The 15,864-nt window shown below is 33.2% G+C and carries 12 protein-coding genes; 4 read left to right on the top strand and 8 right to left on the bottom strand.

Going from position 1 to position 15,864, the window contains the following annotated elements; translation table 11 throughout:
• Positions 1-20: 20 nt before the first annotated feature.
• Genes CQA57_RS06015 through CQA57_RS06050 form a run of 8 tightly spaced genes read right to left on the bottom strand, consistent with a single transcriptional unit; the run spans position 21 to position 8,323 of the window.
• The gene (locus CQA57_RS06015; RefSeq protein ID WP_115579329.1) at positions 21-1,223 is read right to left on the bottom strand and encodes a DNA recombination protein RmuC; all 1,203 of its coding nucleotides are present in this window, start codon (positions 1,221-1,223) and stop codon (positions 21-23) included.
• 3 nt (positions 1,224-1,226) lie between these two features.
• On the bottom strand, positions 1,227-2,531 hold the full coding sequence (traF, locus tag CQA57_RS06020) for a conjugal transfer protein TraF (RefSeq protein ID WP_245941866.1): 1,305 nt from the start codon (positions 2,529-2,531) through the stop codon (positions 1,227-1,229).
• Between the two features lie 19 nt (positions 2,532-2,550).
• Positions 2,551-2,967 (bottom strand): universal stress protein, encoded by a 417-nt coding sequence (locus CQA57_RS06025; protein WP_115579330.1) that lies wholly within the window; start codon positions 2,965-2,967, stop codon positions 2,551-2,553.
• 59 nt (positions 2,968-3,026) lie between these two features.
• Complete coding sequence (locus tag CQA57_RS06030) at positions 3,027-4,223, bottom strand: molybdopterin molybdotransferase MoeA (RefSeq protein WP_115579331.1); 1,197 nt, start codon at positions 4,221-4,223, stop codon at positions 3,027-3,029.
• 9 nt (positions 4,224-4,232) lie between these two features.
• The gene (fliR, locus tag CQA57_RS06035; protein WP_115579332.1) at positions 4,233-4,997 is read right to left on the bottom strand and encodes a flagellar biosynthetic protein FliR; all 765 of its coding nucleotides are present in this window, start codon (positions 4,995-4,997) and stop codon (positions 4,233-4,235) included.
• Entirely contained in the window at positions 4,997-6,211 is a 1,215-nt protein-coding gene (locus CQA57_RS06040) for an HD domain-containing protein (protein ID WP_115579333.1), read from the bottom strand. The genes fliR and CQA57_RS06040 overlap by 1 nt, the downstream gene beginning before the upstream one ends.
• Positions 6,208-7,776 carry a ribonuclease Y gene (gene rny, locus CQA57_RS06045; protein WP_115579334.1) on the bottom strand — a complete coding sequence of 523 codons (1,569 nt, stop codon included), beginning with the start codon at positions 7,774-7,776 and terminating at the stop codon, positions 6,208-6,210. The genes CQA57_RS06040 and rny overlap by 4 nt, the downstream gene beginning before the upstream one ends.
• The gene (locus CQA57_RS06050; RefSeq protein ID WP_115579335.1) at positions 7,658-8,323 is read right to left on the bottom strand and encodes a 5-formyltetrahydrofolate cyclo-ligase; all 666 of its coding nucleotides are present in this window, start codon (positions 8,321-8,323) and stop codon (positions 7,658-7,660) included. Before CQA57_RS06050 ends, rny begins: the two co-directional genes overlap by 119 nt.
• Before the next feature lie 59 nt (positions 8,324-8,382).
• Here CQA57_RS06050 and CQA57_RS06055 point away from each other — a divergent pair, with 59 nt between their 5' ends.
• From CQA57_RS06055 to CQA57_RS06070, 4 genes are all read left to right on the top strand, one after another.
• Positions 8,383-8,913 carry a TlpA family protein disulfide reductase gene (locus CQA57_RS06055; protein ID WP_115579336.1) on the top strand — a complete coding sequence of 177 codons (531 nt, stop codon included), beginning with the start codon at positions 8,383-8,385 and terminating at the stop codon, positions 8,911-8,913.
• 9 nt (positions 8,914-8,922) lie between these two features.
• On the top strand, positions 8,923-9,792 hold the full coding sequence (ftsY, locus tag CQA57_RS06060; protein ID WP_115579337.1) for a signal recognition particle-docking protein FtsY: 870 nt from the start codon (positions 8,923-8,925) through the stop codon (positions 9,790-9,792).
• Positions 9,792-11,132 carry a DNA repair protein RadA gene (gene radA, locus CQA57_RS06065; RefSeq protein WP_115579338.1) on the top strand — a complete coding sequence of 447 codons (1,341 nt, stop codon included), beginning with the start codon at positions 9,792-9,794 and terminating at the stop codon, positions 11,130-11,132. Before ftsY ends, radA begins: the two co-directional genes overlap by 1 nt.
• A 262-nt stretch (positions 11,133-11,394) precedes the next feature.
• Positions 11,395-15,864 (top strand): beta strand repeat-containing protein (locus CQA57_RS06070; RefSeq protein WP_115579339.1); only part of this gene is annotated, 4,470 nt, incomplete at its 3' end.

Below are 15,864 nucleotides of genomic sequence, written 5' to 3' on the forward strand. Positions count from 1 at the left end.
AAAAAAAAGGGGGGGGGGGATTAGCAATTGAGAGATTTTTTTGTTTTTACTCCAAGTTCTTCAATTTTTTGGAATCTAGATGTGAGATTTCCTTGTCCTGTTTGTAGTTTATTTTCCATATCATCTTTTGCCTTTTGTAGTCTTTGTAGATGCATTTTGATATCTTCAAAGCTTTTGAGCACCCCCACAAATTTCTCATGAAACTTTCCTATTTCATCGAATGCTTGTGTGATATTTTCATTGCGTTTGATATTAAGCCAAGTAATGCTAATAGTTTTAAGTGCCATAAAGAGTGTGTGCGGTGTTGTGAGATAAACTTTTTTATTATAGGCATATTGATAAATATCGCTATTGGCCTCTATTGCAAGATCTAAGATATTTTGATAAGGAATAAATAATAATACAAAATCATAAGTATCACTTTGGATTACATTATAGGGTTTTTGTGCAAGTTCATCTATTCTTTTTTTAAGATTTTGGTAAATTTCAAAGCAAACTTGAGAATCTATTTCTTGAAAATCAAAGCTATTAGGCAAACTAAACTTCGCATCAACTACAATGCTCTTATTTTTTTCAAGGTAGATGATTGCATCAGGTATATAGCTAGAGCCTTCAATCTTGAAATGTTGCTGTAATTTATATTGCTCACCTTCTATAAGTCCGCTATTTTTTAAAATGCTTTTGAGTTGCAATTCTCCAAAGTTTCCTCTTGTCTTTTTATCTCCTTTTAGTATTTGTGCAAGCTTATTTGCCTTATCCCCGATGTTTTGTGTAAAGTCAAACATACTTTTTATTTGTGTTTCAATCTTGACTTCATTTTTTACTAGCCGCTCAGAATAATCCTTAATTTGCTCTTTTAGGGGTGCAAAGATGGAATCAAGGATTTTTTTAGAATCCTCATTTATCATATTTTTATTTTGTGCTAATAAAAGATTATTTTGTGTCTGATAGTTTTCTTGGAGTTTTTTCTCAAGTATTTCAAGGTTTTGTTGATAATTTTTTTCAAGCAAGAGATTTTGTTCTTGATATTCTTGTCTTAAGCGTTGTTTTTCATTCTCAAAGTGCTGAATTTGATTTTTTAATGTTTGAGTGATGACTTTATATTCTGTAATTTGATTTTGCAAAATATCTTTTGTTTTGTTGTTTTTTATAAGCAAAAAAGAAAGTAGAAGTGTAGTGCAAAAGCATAAAATACCAATCAAAAATACGAAATCAAATGCCATTGATTAAAAAGAAAAACTACCGCCAATTTGCAATGCCATATAGCGAGGAATATAGTTGTTATATCCAGCTTTTGTTCCAATTTGGAAAGCAATGTCAAACAAACCAAGAATATTAAATCCACTAGTTAAAATCAATCCATTGTCTTGACGTAAATCTTTCATTGCTCCAATACGCATATCAATAGTTTTAAGATCAAATTTTAATCCACCGCCAATCATTTGACTATATTGTTTTTCATGACTATAGCTAAAAATTTCATTTGGCAGGATATCTGCATCAAAAGCTAGGGTTACATAAGGTTGATTATAAGCCATACCGACGCGATATTGAGGCTTTATCTGTATTTTTGTACTATCAAAATCAAATGTCGGGGTATTGATATTTTTAGCGACAAATCCAAAGGTAAGATAGCGAAATTTTGGAAGATCTAATCCATAGGTTACTCCTAAATCTACACCAAAACCATGGCGAGATTTTAGATTGGATTGAGTCTTAAAGCTAGAGATGATGCTATTGATATTAGTGTTTTTCCCAATAGTTACATCTTTTTCAAATAAGATTGCATTGAGGTATTTAAGATTGATTCCAAGATTGAGATTGGAGTTTTTAAAGAAAAAAGTCCTTGCATAGCTTAGTGGAACTTCAGAGAGAAGAAAGTTTCTTGTTGTGATACTTCCAATCTTGTCATTTTGGATTGCATAGATTAGAGAATTGTTTTCATAAGAGGTTTTATTGCTACCTGAAGTTGTGCCATCAGCATTGACCTCATAATATTGATTATTGTTTTCTATGATAAATTTCATATCTGAAATATTGCTATTTGCAGAAATATTGGAATAAAGAGAAGCGAAATATGCAATCCCCAAAGATCCAAAACTACCGCGCATAGCAGCAGGAGATAGTTGCAAGGAGATTCCATTTTGTGATGTAAAACTTAAATGATTTTGATTGAAAATATCATTTAGCGTTGTGATATCTTCATATAAGGTAGCCACCTTGTCTTTATCTAGATTATTTTGCCCTGTCCCATTTGGTTGCAATGCAGCGGCATTATCAAGCATATTTTGAAAGTTAAATTTTGTCAATCTATCAATATTTTTTTGTTGGTATCTCCCGCCAAATGTATAACCAAAACGCACTTTATTATCAATACTAATAAGTGCTGGATTGTAGTATGCACCAAAAGCAGAGCTTTCTAGTGCTACTCCTGCACCACCCATGCTAATAGAAGTATTACCCATATCTCCAAAATCAAGACCAAAGCTTAAGCTTGAGAGTATCAAAACATTAAGAACTTTCTTTTTCATCAAAAACCTCTTGTAGTTTTTATTTGGCTACCAAAACAGGAATAGGAGAAGAATTTACAAAGCTATTTTGATGTGAGTTAAATATGCGATGCAATAAAGAAGATTCGCTAGCACCAATAATAAGTAAATCATAATTATCTGCAATTTCTAAAACCACATCAATAGGATTTCCTGTCTTGAGTATTTTTTCACAAGTAATGCCCTTTTGTTCAAAGTCTTTTGCAAAAGATTCTAAAAGAATGTGTGATTGTTGCATTTCATCATCTTGGATAGCTCCGTAATCTACCATTCCACTTTCTGCATAAACTAAAGAATCTGGTAAAACATGCAAAAGAGTAAGTTGTATATCTTCTTGATTCCCAAAAAGATGAATAATAGTATTGATTGCCTGCTTGCATTCTTGTGTATCGCTTACTCCAAATAATAGCTTTTTCATTGCAATCCTTTTTAGAAGTATTGTAATTGTATCAGAAAATCAAGAAGTTGATTATAAAGTTATTTTGTAGTAAAACTCATCATATAAAGGAGAATATCAATCTCTTGGTTTTTGTGAATTTGTGTAAATTTTTCATCAAAGATTGCAAAGCTATTGCATTCTTGAAAAACACTAATGGCACTTGGGCTATATTTCCCGTTTTTATGAGGTGTAAAAATACCCCGATGATAGTTACCTAGAATGATATTAGAGCGATTGTTTTTAAAGTTGAGTTCTTCTTGGCATTTTGCTTTAAGCATTAAAGGATAAAATGCATTTGCATTACAGAGCCTTTGTAGGGTAGGGATGACTAGAGCCAAGAGATTGAGTATGGCGCTTAGAGGATTTCCAGGCAGGCAAAAGAAATAGCATTGATTAAGCTTTGCCACCATAATGGGTTTTCCAGGTTTGAGATTGATTTTATGATAATAAATATTTGCTTGATGTTTTAATAGGATTTTTTCTAGTAAATCTGCATCACCAACACTTGCACCACCACTTGTGATAAGAATCTGATACTTTTTTGAAGCAGTTAAAATTTTTTCTTCTAAGCTTTCATTGTCTTTTAAAATACCTAGATATTGATAATGGTGATTATATTGCTTGAGAATTGCGCAAATACTTGGCGCATTGATATTATAAATTTGATGAGATAGTGCATCTTCACCCACTTCTTTTATTTCATCACCACTTGAAAATACGCCAATCAGTGGTTTTTGATAAACACAAATTTTGTTATAACCTTGGGAGGCTAAAAGTCCTATATCTCTAAAATCTAAAACTTGCCCTTTTTTTGCAAGTAGCATTCCTTCTTGTTTTTCTTCACCTTTTTTGCGAATATTTGCCCCTTGGTGCAATTCTTTCTGAATGCTTAAAATCCCATCTTGTAGGCTTGTAATTTCAAAAGGTGCTATGGCATTTGCATTTTTTGGAAGCATTGCTCCAGTCATTATGCGTATAGCCTCATTATCTTGTAGGGTAATATTTGAGGCATCTTGACCTGCTAGGATTGTGCGTGTTACTTTTGGATTTTTGTAAGCAAGATTTATTGCATATCCATCCATTGCGGAATTATCAAACATTGGCAATGCTCTTTTGATATAAATATCTTGTGCTAAAATATATCCTTGTGCTTCAAAAATATCTATTTCTTGTGTATCTAAAGTAAGTTTTGGTAGATTAAAATTGATATCCAAAGCTTCCTGCAAACTAATCATACAAGCCTCCTAAAATATTTTTTCCAAAAGTTCAAATCCTAAATTTAAATGATACTTGAAATTATGCATAATTGATGGAATAATGACAATAATTACAGCAATAGCAAGAGCTATTTTTACAGGAAAACCGATTGCAAGCAAGTTGAATTGAGGATGGGTTTTCATAATCATTCCAAAAATAATATCTGTAAGCAGTATCATTCCAAGAATGGGGAATGCCATTGCAAAACCGATACTAAAAAGATTGGCAAAATTATAAACAATCACTTCAAATAAATTATGATTTGCTCCAAAATGCCCTAGTGGTATTTCAGAGAGACTTTGTGCTACAAAAGAAAAAATAAGATGATGAAAGTTGGTTTGCAGAGCAATGAGTAGGGCTAACATCATCAACACTTGTCCTACTATAGGTTTTTGCGATCCTGTAGCTGGATCATATGCACTAGCCATTGTAAGCCCCATAGAAAAGCTTATGCTATCTCCTGCAAAAGCAATGGTAGAAAAAATAATCTGCAATACCAAAGAAGCCAAAAAGCCAAATAATAGCTCCATAGCACCAGCAAGTAGAAAATCTACAATTCCTAGTTCAAGAGAAGTTGGTGGCAAGGTATAAAAAAATAAAACACTCATAAAAAAAGCAAGAGCACCACGCAAGGAAACAGGAATAAGACCAGAATCAAAAAATGGAAAAAATGCAAAAATTCCTGCAAATCTCAATAAAAGCAAAAAAAAAGCCTGTGTTTTGCTCTCTGTAAGTAGGGCAAGAAATTCCATTATATAAAATCCCTAAAAATCGCACCAATATCAACATTTCTAATTTGGATATTCTTGCATTTTTCATAAATGTTATCTGCACCATCGATAAGCTCATTTGAAGAGATTCCATGAGCGATAGAAATTTTTGCTTCCAAAAATGCACTTAACAAATCACAAACCTTCAAGAATTCTCCATAAATAGGGGAGTATTCATCACTATCATAATGTTCTAGAAGTTCTTTTGCATTTGCGCTTTTTGTAAAACATTCAATCTTATAGCGATTGCTAAATTCATTTTGTGTGAAATATTTGATATCTTCTGCGATATTATCAGGCACAATCTTTAAGATCTTTTGTGTTACCGCTTCTTCTTCTATGAGTTTGATTTGTTCATCAAGACCTCTTACGCTTCTTTTGATAGGCGAGATAATATCCCTTGTAAGTATTTCTGGTAAGTCGTGAAATAATCCACATAAAAAGTGGTTGATACGCATTTGTTTGCAAGTATGGATATCATAACTTAAAAGATAGCCACAAATTGCAACAATAAGAGTATGCCCTAAAACACTTGTTGGGGGAACTCTTGGAGTTTGGCTCCAGCGTTTTTGGAATCGCAATTGACCAAACATCGTAATAAGCTCTTTATAGTCATTAAAGAGGATAATCTTTTGGATACCGCTTAGATGGTAATGGCTTTCTACTTCTTTATCAATGATATTTTTAATATTTTGCACATCATACATAAAAGGTGCAAAATGATAAATGATGTCAAATTCCCATTTAGAAGCATAAAAATGCGCAGCCTTTAGGATTTGATTCTCAATGCAATTTGGTGGATTTTTTAGATATTGTTTCATATCTTCAAAAAAAGGATATGCCTTTAAGTCTTCTTGCATATCATTGATGACAAAATCAGCAAGCTGATTGCGATAAGTTTTTTGTAGGGTATAAAATACTGGTGGTTTGATATCTGTCAAAACTACTCGTGCAAAAAACTCAAAACAAAAATATTCAATGAGTTTTTCCCAATCAATTTGTATATTTCTTTCTTTCTCTTCGATTTTTGCAAGAATATATGCAATAACAATCTTATGTGCTTGTTTATCTAGCTCTACAAATTCTACTGGAGTGGCTTGATCATTCCATCTTCTAATAGAAGCTGCAATAAAAATTTTTCTTAAAAGTGAAGTATTGAGATTGGGTTTTTTTAACACTTTATATCCTCCTTTTATTTTGCAAACTCAACAGCTCGTGTTTCTCTAATGACATTAACTTTAATTTCACTTGGATAATGCAAGTTTTGTTCAATTTCACTTGCAATTTCTTTTGCAAGGACAATTGCCCCTTCATCATCTATTATATCTGCTCTTACAATGACACGCACTTCTCTCCCTGCACTAATTGCATAAGCTTGCTTTACGCCAAGCTTTTCAGAAGCAATTTTTTCAATATCCTGCATACGATTTAAGAAGTTTTCTAATACCTCTCTCCTTGCTCCAGGTCTCCCCGCACTAATTGCATCAGCAGCACACACTACACACGCCTCAATACTTACTGCCTCTTCATCTCCATGATGAGACATAATTGCATTGATAACAGCAGGAGGCTCATTGTAGCGTCTGCAAAGATCTGCACCTAAAGTAACATGATTGCCACCTTCTTGAGATAATACCTTGCCTATATCATGCAATAAGCCAGCACGACAAGCTAATTGCCCATTGCCACCAAGCTCTAGAGCCATAAACCTTGCAAGCTTGGCCACTTCAAGAGAATGTCCAAGTGCATTTTGTCCAAAACTTGCACGATATTTCAGCTTTCCAATCAAGCGTTGTAATTCTGGATGGATATCAGGCAAGCCCAATTCTAAGACAATTTTCTGCCCATCTTCAAATACTTGATTTTCCATTTCTTGCACAACTTTATGATAAGTTTCTTCAATAGTAGCAGGTTGGATTCTGCCATCTTCTATGAGTTTTTCTAGTGTTTTTAATGCAATAGCTCTGCGATAGAGATTAAAATTACTTAGCACAATTATCCCAGGTGTATCATCAATAATCACATCTACACCTGTAATCATTTCAAAAGTTTTAATATTTCTACCCTCTTTGCCAATAATTTTTCCTTTAACTTCATCATTTGGTAAATGCACGACATTGATAAGTCTCTCTGAAGCAAATTCTCCTGCGTATTTTGATGTTGCTTGCGCGATGATATAATTTGCTTTCTTTTTTGCTTGTTCTAGTGCCTCGTGTTCATAACGCTTTATCATTCGTGCTTTTTGCAAACAAAGTTGCTCATCAATTTTTTTAAGCAAAATATCTTCAGCTTCTTTTTTTGTAAGTTGGGTATAGGAGCTAAGCGTTTCTATGAGTTCTTGAGAGTGTTTTTTGTATTCTTTAATGAGTTTTTCTTTTTCATTCTCTTGATGCAACATCTTATTTTTTAAATCTTTGATTTTTTCTTTTTCAGATTCTATCCATAGTTTTTCTTGCTGATGTTTTTGGATAAGTTGATGTTCTTTTTCTTTAATAGCACATAATTTTTCTTGATATTCTTGTGTAATGAGTGAAGTGCTTTCTTCATATTGTTGTTTAAGCTCTATTTCTTGCTCCTTGAGCTTAATGCTTTGGTTTTGCAAAAGGCTAGAGGCTTCAAATTCAATAGCCTTAGCTTTGGCTTTAGCTTGTTCTATAATGATTTGAGCATTGGAATAAAAAATTTTTTTGCTGATAAGATAGACGATTCCTCCTACCAGAGAGCCACTTATTAGTGAGCTTACTGCAATATAAGTTATCATTTTTGTTCCTTTTGATACCAATCTTTCCGCAAAAAAGAAAATCCCCTTTAATGTCATAATTTTGCGTGAGAATTTCTTGGGAAAAATACAGATTTTTTGTTATAAAAATTATTTTTGGTTTTGCCTTAAGACTAGCAAAGAATCTATCATACATTCCTTTGCCAAAGCCAATGCGTCTAAAAGTCCTATCAATTCCTAAAATAGGCACCAACATCGCATCAATTTTTGGAATCTTAAGAGCATTATTGCATTCTAAAATTCCATATTTATTCTTTATTAAAGGCAATGAGAATTCTACTACATCAAAACTAATTCCTGTAATTTTTGGGACAAAAATCTTATAGCCTTTGGCTTTAAGCTTGAAAATTAGTGGAAAAATATTTACCTCTAAATCCAATGGGCAATAAAGCAAAATATTCTTACATTTTAAATCCTTAAATAAGTCAAATAAGGCATTGTTGATCACTTGTTTTTCTATATGATAATTTTTGGATTGCTTAAGTAGCGAGGTCTTGCAAAATTTTCTAAAATTACTTTTAGTATCCATTGTTATTTTTTTGTTTTTGTATAATTTTAAGATTTTTTAGGCAAAAAAGGAATAAGTTTTTGAGATTTTTTAGTCTGTTGCTTTTATTTGTAGCTTTGATTTTTACAGGATGTGATCAAAAAAAACAAGAGGGAATCAAAAGATATGGATTTGTCAATCAAAATAATCAATATTTTGAAATTAGAAGCAATTTTTCCTCACTACAACTTTTTTTTGATAAAAAACCTATCAAAAAAAACATCTTACTCTTTTTTTTGGATATAGAAAATCCCTTATGTCTTGAATATTTTCAAGCATTAAAAAATTTACAAGAGATGTATGCAGATTTGCAGATTCTTGCTATTAGTATAAAAAAATTTACAAGAGAGCAGATGAGTAGTTTTATTTCTCAATATCAGATAAATTTTTTGCTGCTAAACCCTCTAGATTCTAAAAATATTTTGCTAGATTTTTCAAAAAAAATAAATCCTGATGCTAGCCCTATTGCCCTACCTTTTTTGATTCTTTATCATCAAAATCAAAAAATGTATCAGTATTATCAAGGGGCAGTGCCTCAAGAAATGTTTATGTTTGATTTAAATAATTTATAAAGGACAAAAATGTTTGATTTTTTCAAAAAAACAAAACAAAATTTAAGCAATTTTCTAGGCACCAAAAAGCCAGAGATACAAAAAGATTTACTTGAGGAAGCATTGATAGAAGCAGATGTGGATTATGAAATCATTGAAATGCTTTTAGAGCACCTACCTCAAAAAATCTCTCGCAATCATCTTGAAGTAGGCTTGCAAAGATTTTTTAGAGGAGAGAGTTATTATGACAAAGTAGCACTTAAGCCCATTGATACAAAGCCCCTTGTAGAGCTTATCATAGGAGTGAATGGTGCGGGGAAAACTACGACAATTGCAAAGCTTGCAAATCGCTATAAAAATCAAAACAAAAAAGTGCTTTTGGGAGCAGGAGATACTTTTAGAGCAGCAGCAATCGATCAGTTAAAAATTTGGAGTGAAAAGATTGGTGTGAGTATTGTTTCTACGCAATATGGAAGCGATCCTAGTGCATTGGCATTTGATGCAATCAGTGCTGGAATTGCAAGGAAAATGGATAATGTTATCATTGATACCGCAGGTAGATTGCACAATCAAACCAATCTAAAAAATGAGCTTTTAAAAATCACCAAAGTTTGCTCCAAAGCACTGCAAGATCAGCCCTTTAGAAAGATTCTTATCCTTGATGGCACTCAAGGAAGCTCAAGTATCAATCAAGCAAAGATTTTTCACGAGATGTTACAAGTTGATGGGGTGATTATCACAAAGCTAGATGGCACAAGTAAGGGAGGTGCTATTTTGAGTATCATTTATGCACTTAAACTCCCAATTATCGCTATTGGAGTGGGTGAAGGTGCGCAAGATTTGATAGATTTTGATGAAGATGGTTTTATCAAAGATTTCTTGGATTCTATTTTTGAATAATGGCAAAGAAAACTTCACTTTTTGAATGCCAGCATTGTGGATACCAAAGCTCCAAATGGCTAGGAAAATGTAATAATTGTGGTTCTTGGGAAAGCTTTATTGAGCTTAAGGCAAGTCAGATACAAGACCTAAAAATTATTAGCGATACTTCTCATAACCCTCCTTTACCTATTACACAAGTAGCCTATGAAAATATAAAGCGTTTTAGCTCTACGCAAGAGGAGTTTGATATTGTGCTTGGAGGAGGGATTGTAAAGGGGGGATTATATCTTATAGGCGGAAGTCCAGGAGTGGGAAAATCTACGCTTTTATTAAAAGTTTCTGGAGGCTTAGCAAAAGAGGGGCATAATGTCTTGTATGTGAGTGGAGAGGAGAGTGCAGGGCAGATAAAAATGCGTGCAGATAGATTGCAGTGTGTGCATGAAAGATTGTTTCTATTAAATGAGATTGAATTAAACATCATCAAAACACATTTAGTAAGCAAGACATATAGTATTTGTATCATTGATTCTATACAAACGATTTATAGCTCTCAGATACTCTCAGCAGCAGGTTCTGTATCTCAGGTGCGTGAAGTAACTTTTGAGCTAATGCGTATCGCAAAAGCTTATGGCATTGCTATTTTTATCATCGGACATATTACAAAAGAAGGAAGTATAGCAGGACCTAGGGTATTGGAGCATATGGTAGATTGTGTGCTATATTTTGAGGGAGATCCTAGTAAAGAGCTTAGAATCCTAAGAGGATTTAAAAATCGTTTTGGCACTACAAGTGATGTAGGAATTTTTGAGATGAAAAGTGATGGGCTTGTGAGTGCCAAAAATGCCTCCAAGCTCTTTTTTTCTAGCAAGACAAAGACATCAGGAAGTGCAATCACTGTGCTTTTAGAAGGAAGCAGAGCCTTGATACTTGAGATTCAAGCACTGGTGAGTGAAAGTAGTTTTGCAGCTCCTAAACGCTCAGCCACTGGTTTTGATACCAACCGCTTAAATATGCTTTTGGCACTTTTGGAAAAAAAGCTTGAGATTCCACTCAATCGTTATGATGTTTTCATCAATGTAACAGGAGGGATTAAAATCACAGAAACAAGTGCAGATCTTGCAGTTATTGCCAGTATCCTTTCAAGTTTTAAGAATCGTCCATTAAATAGTGATGTGGCTTTTATTGGTGAGGTGAGTTTGATAGGAGATATCAGAGAAGTAAGTCAAATAGATATGCGTCTTAAAGAAATGGAAAACTATGGATTTAAAAATGCCATCTTATCTAAAAGACCAAAATCACAAACAAAAATCAAATGTTTTGAAGTCCCAGAAGTCTCTAAATTACTTGATTGGATGTGATAGTACCCCCCCCCCCTCATTATTTGTCAATAACTATCAAAAAAAGCAATTTTTTAATATATAATTTTTGTCTTACTTTAAAAATAAAGGGCTTAAATACTTTTTAAAGTAATTAAAAATAAAATCTTAAAAAAGGAGTTCTTGTTATGGAACAAAAATTTGATGTAATGAGGGGGGGGGGTATAGTAATTCTTTAAATGCTTCTTTCTCTTCAAAAGATTCAAAAAAATTTTTCAAACCTTTAGTTGCTAGTTCTCTAGCTTTGTTTTTAACTGCTGGCGTTGCAAGTGCTGATTGCATTGGAACTGGTAGTGGTCCTAATATTTGTTATACCTACAATGGTATGGCTAGTTCTGTTAGCACTACCGGTTTTTCTTGGAATGCAGGATCTGGGCAAGCTTTAAACGAGTTTTATCAACCCATTATAAGTTCAAGCCCCTTGGCAGAAACATTGAAGTTTAGATTTGATAATTCAAGCAGTTTGAGCAACCCCACTTCTACAGTAAGTGGAAATGCTATAACGATTGCTGCTTATGGTTATGTTAATGGTTCAAATAACACTACTTTGACCTTGGATATAGCTGATAAGGGGTTGGCTATTAATAATGGAAAGGGGACTTTGGAGTTTGATTTTGCCCCCTCATCAACAAATGGTAGTTGGAATTCAGATTTTTTAAAATACAGAAGTATGGTTTTAAATCTCACTGGAACTTCAATGTATAATGATAAGGCCACCTCCCTTGTTGGAAATTTAGTAATTAAAGGCGGTAGAGCTCAAAAATACTATGGTGAAAATCTATTTGAAGCGAATTTTACCGGAGATGTAGTGGGGAATATTGATATACAGCAAGGCTCAGGTGATGTTAGAACTAAATTCACTTTTAAGGGTGATTTGATAGGTAATATTACAGCTGATAACTATTATTCAAGCACTAATGGAGCACCTAGTGGTATTTATGGCGGAGAAAACACCTTCACTTTTAATGGTGATAAAGATCAAAAACTAGAGGGTAATATAAGTGTTACTCGTGCAGTTAATAATATTGTCTTTTCTGGATCTCATAATAACAGCATCATAGGAAATGGTGATGGATATACAATCAAAGCAGCAGGAAATGCAGCATTCCAAAATGCAACGAATAATATTACTTTTGAGGATACTGCTACTGGAACCAATACCATCACAGGAAGAATTGGTGCTGATGGTTATGGTAAAAGCTATGGAACTAACACTATTACTTTTAAAGCTGGAACAAACTCAATTACAAAAATCGCAGATGACTATGTTATTACCACTACTGGTGGAAAAAATACTATAACAATGAATGGTACAAGTGCAACAATTACAGGGAATATCCAAGCCAAAGCAGTAAATAGCACTTCAACAGAGTCGCTAAATACTATCAATATGGGAGCAGATACTAATAAAATTATGGGAAATATCTCTGCCACTCCTTTTAATGGTACGCAGGCTAATAATATCATTACCTTTACAAAAGGAGCTAGCACTATCACAGGTGATATCAATGCGATATATCAAGGAAGTGGTGCAACTAATACCATAAAAGCAAATGGAAGTTCTACTTCTCTTGCCATCAATGGCAAGATTACAGCAAATGTTGGCGGTAAAAATACTATTACAACAGAAGGTGCGACATCACTTACTGAAAATATTTTAAATAATAACACCAATGATGTGCTTTATGCATTGGGTGGAACCAATATGGTTACCCTAGCAGGAACTAATACAACCATCACAGGTAATATCAATGCAAGCACAACAGAATCAGTAGTAGTAGGAAATAATGAAGTTGTTATAAACTCTACTGGAACCAATGCTATCAAAGGTGATATAGTTGCAAAACAATATAATAAAGGAAGTACCAATACTATTAACTTTAACGCAGGAAATACTAACACCATCACCGGTAATATTACATCCTCTGGAATAAATACTATTACTTTCTCTAGTGCTTCTAGTGCTAATACAATTTCTGGAAATATCTCAGCAAGTAGTGGAACCAATACCATTTCATTTGCTGGAACATCTAATACAGTCAGTAGTAGTCTTTCAGCAAATGCTGGAACTAATACCATTACAGCAAAAAATACAGCAACAAGTGGAACTGGAAACAATAATATAACTCTTACTGTAGGAAGTGAGAATTATGATGCAGATTCAACAACTCAAACCATTACTGCAACAGGTGGAGGCACTGCAAAAAATATTATCTCAGCTGATAATCTCACACTTAATGTAAAAACTATGAGTGCTACAACAAATAGTATTAAAACTACCAATAATCAAAATATTATTGGTAACTATACTGCTGCTGCAAATGGAACTCCAGAAAGCATCACAGGACTTACAACAGGAAATATCCATATTGGAAGTGTTGAGACATCTAATACAGCAGAAGGAAAATCAAAAACTGGAGTAGCAAAAAACACTATTTCTCTCCTTGCTGGAACACTTACAATTGATAGTTTAACTGCAAATTATGGTGATAATGAAATTACCTCAAATGCAACATCTACATTTGGAACTATCAATGCAACAAATAATGGTATAAATACAGTCACTCTTAATGGAAACACCAATACTATTACAGGTAATATTTCTGTAAATGCAGGTGGAACTAACAACATCACACTAGGAAATAATACATCTAATAATAAAGTAAGCATCACAGGAGATATTAGTGCTTCTGGTGGAACAAATAATATTAAACTCTCTCAAGCTGCCCCTACATTTTTCAATATTCCTTTAGATAGTAGTAATACAGGTAGCAATGTTTCTGATTTAGCAAACTTAAAGGGTAAGATTACAACTACTAGTGGAACGAACAATATTGTCTTTGAAAACACTCTTTGGGCACCAGCTGCATTGATGTCTAATGGTAGTCTTATTATTGATTCTAATGGAGCTTCATCAGGTTTAGTAGAAACTACTAATGGAACTACAAATATTGTAGTAAGACAAGAAAAATCTGTTGTTCCAAATGGAGTAGTAGCAATCTATGGAGTAAAAACTACTGGTGGAACTACAAATATTGTAATGCAAGGTGATGTAAATGTAGGTGCAAATGTTAATTATGCTTCTAGTGGAACCACAAACTTTATCTTTGCAAGTAGTAATGATGGTGGAACAACTCCTACAGATGGAAATAAAACAAGCGGAACTGTAAATGATGATTTTTTAAGTTCTAGTAACACTGATGTAACTAAAAATAAAATCCTAGGAGTAACCTATAAAGATGGTGTAAAACTTTCTTTATTTGATTATAAGATTGATGTTTTAGATGAAAAAAATGTAAGTCTTATTGATAGATATGGTGATAGATTTACAACTCTTACTACAGATGGTTCTTTAACAAGCATTACAACAGATAGAACTAGCACTAAAGATACAATCACAGTAACAGGTCTTGTTTCTGGTTCTATTAGTGCATTAGAATCTTCTAGCACTAAAAATACTACAAAAGCTTATGATGTAGATTTAAGTAATAATTCTGCTTTTGTAGGAACTCTAGGATTGGATCCTTCTAAATCTAGCATTACTCTTAGTATGGGTGAGGGTTCTAAATTGATTTTAGCAGGTGATAAAAATAGTGCACATTCTCAATTAGTAACACTTAATCTAGGAACTCCTAGCTTTGATTCTACCCAAACTATTTCTGCAATCTTTGATCAAAGCAATACTATTGTTAATCTTGCTACAGGAGTAAATGATGTTACTAATGCTCCTAATAGAAGTGATTTTAGATTGCTTGAAATTGGATCAACATCTCCAACTACAAATACTGGTTTAGTATCTAATGCAAGTGGAGTAAATCAAGGGGTATTATTCTTGGTTTATGTGAATGATAAGGCAAGTAATGCTACTTTAGGTGGAAAAGATGCTTATGATAATTCTCATAATACAGATTATGGCTATGCATATTCTGATAGAATTCTTATCCATAATGCAGGAGATAACTCTACACAATCCACTCAAAACCTTCAAATTGTTTATGATGCAAATACTCAAGTAAGAGATATTGTCTATAGAGGTGGTGGAAGTGAAACAGAAGGTAATGTTGCAATAGCTACAGTAAAGAATCTAAATAATGCAACTAGTGGAACTAGCGGAGCAGAAAGCAATAGCGGAGTTGTAACTTTTAATCTTCAAGATACACTTCAAGGATTTGATCAAATTAGCTCTACTATTAAAGGTATTTATACAGATTCCAAAGGTATAGTAGATACTAGCAATGGTAATCATAATGACTACACTACTTACTTTGTGAATGCAGTTTCTACTGGTGCCTCTCTTGCTAACCAACAAGCTTCAGCAGCAGCTCTTGGTTCTAACTATGATCTTTATTTAGCTAATATGAATAGCTTAAATAAAAGAATGGGTGAATTAAGAGAGAATGCTAATTCTCAAGGTGCATGGGCTAGAATCTTTAATGGTATGCAAACCTCTAACTTTGCTTTAGAAACTAAAGCACTCTATACTACATTCCAAGCAGGTTATGATTATGCCTTTGGATTTAGTGGAGCAAATAATTATTTAGGATTTGCACTCTCTTATGCAAATTCTCTTACAAGCTCTAATAGTTCTATAGATATTGATGGTTCTTCTAAAGGAATTAAAGATGTAACTTCTAATGCTATAGAGTTTGCAATCTATAATGCTTATGTTCAAGATGGAGCAAGCAAAGCAACTGGATGGAAAAATGGTTTATAT

The sequence above is a fragment of the Helicobacter anseris genome (assembly GCF_003364335.1).
Classification (GTDB): domain Bacteria; phylum Campylobacterota; class Campylobacteria; order Campylobacterales; family Helicobacteraceae; genus Helicobacter_H; species Helicobacter_H anseris.

Excerpts from the sequence above, each read along its gene's own strand:
- CQA57_RS06015 (WP_115579329.1), bottom strand. The coding sequence starts at position 1,223 with ATGGCATTTGATTTCGTATTTTTGATTGGTATTTTATGCTTTTGCACT.
- traF (WP_245941866.1), bottom strand. The coding sequence starts at position 2,531 with ATGAAAAAGAAAGTTCTTAATGTTTTGATACTCTCAAGCTTAAGCTTT.
- CQA57_RS06025 (WP_115579330.1), bottom strand. The coding sequence starts at position 2,967 with ATGAAAAAGCTATTATTTGGAGTAAGCGATACACAAGAATGCAAGCAG.
- CQA57_RS06030 (WP_115579331.1), bottom strand. The coding sequence starts at position 4,223 with ATGATTAGTTTGCAGGAAGCTTTGGATATCAATTTTAATCTACCAAAA.
- fliR (WP_115579332.1), bottom strand. The coding sequence starts at position 4,997 with ATGGAATTTCTTGCCCTACTTACAGAGAGCAAAACACAGGCTTTTTTT.
- rny (WP_115579334.1), bottom strand. The coding sequence starts at position 7,776 with ATGATAACTTATATTGCAGTAAGCTCACTAATAAGTGGCTCTCTGGTA.
- CQA57_RS06050 (WP_115579335.1), bottom strand. The coding sequence starts at position 8,323 with ATGGATACTAAAAGTAATTTTAGAAAATTTTGCAAGACCTCGCTACTT.
- ftsY (WP_115579337.1), top strand. The coding sequence starts at position 8,923 with ATGTTTGATTTTTTCAAAAAAACAAAACAAAATTTAAGCAATTTTCTA.
- radA (WP_115579338.1), top strand. The coding sequence starts at position 9,792 with ATGGCAAAGAAAACTTCACTTTTTGAATGCCAGCATTGTGGATACCAA.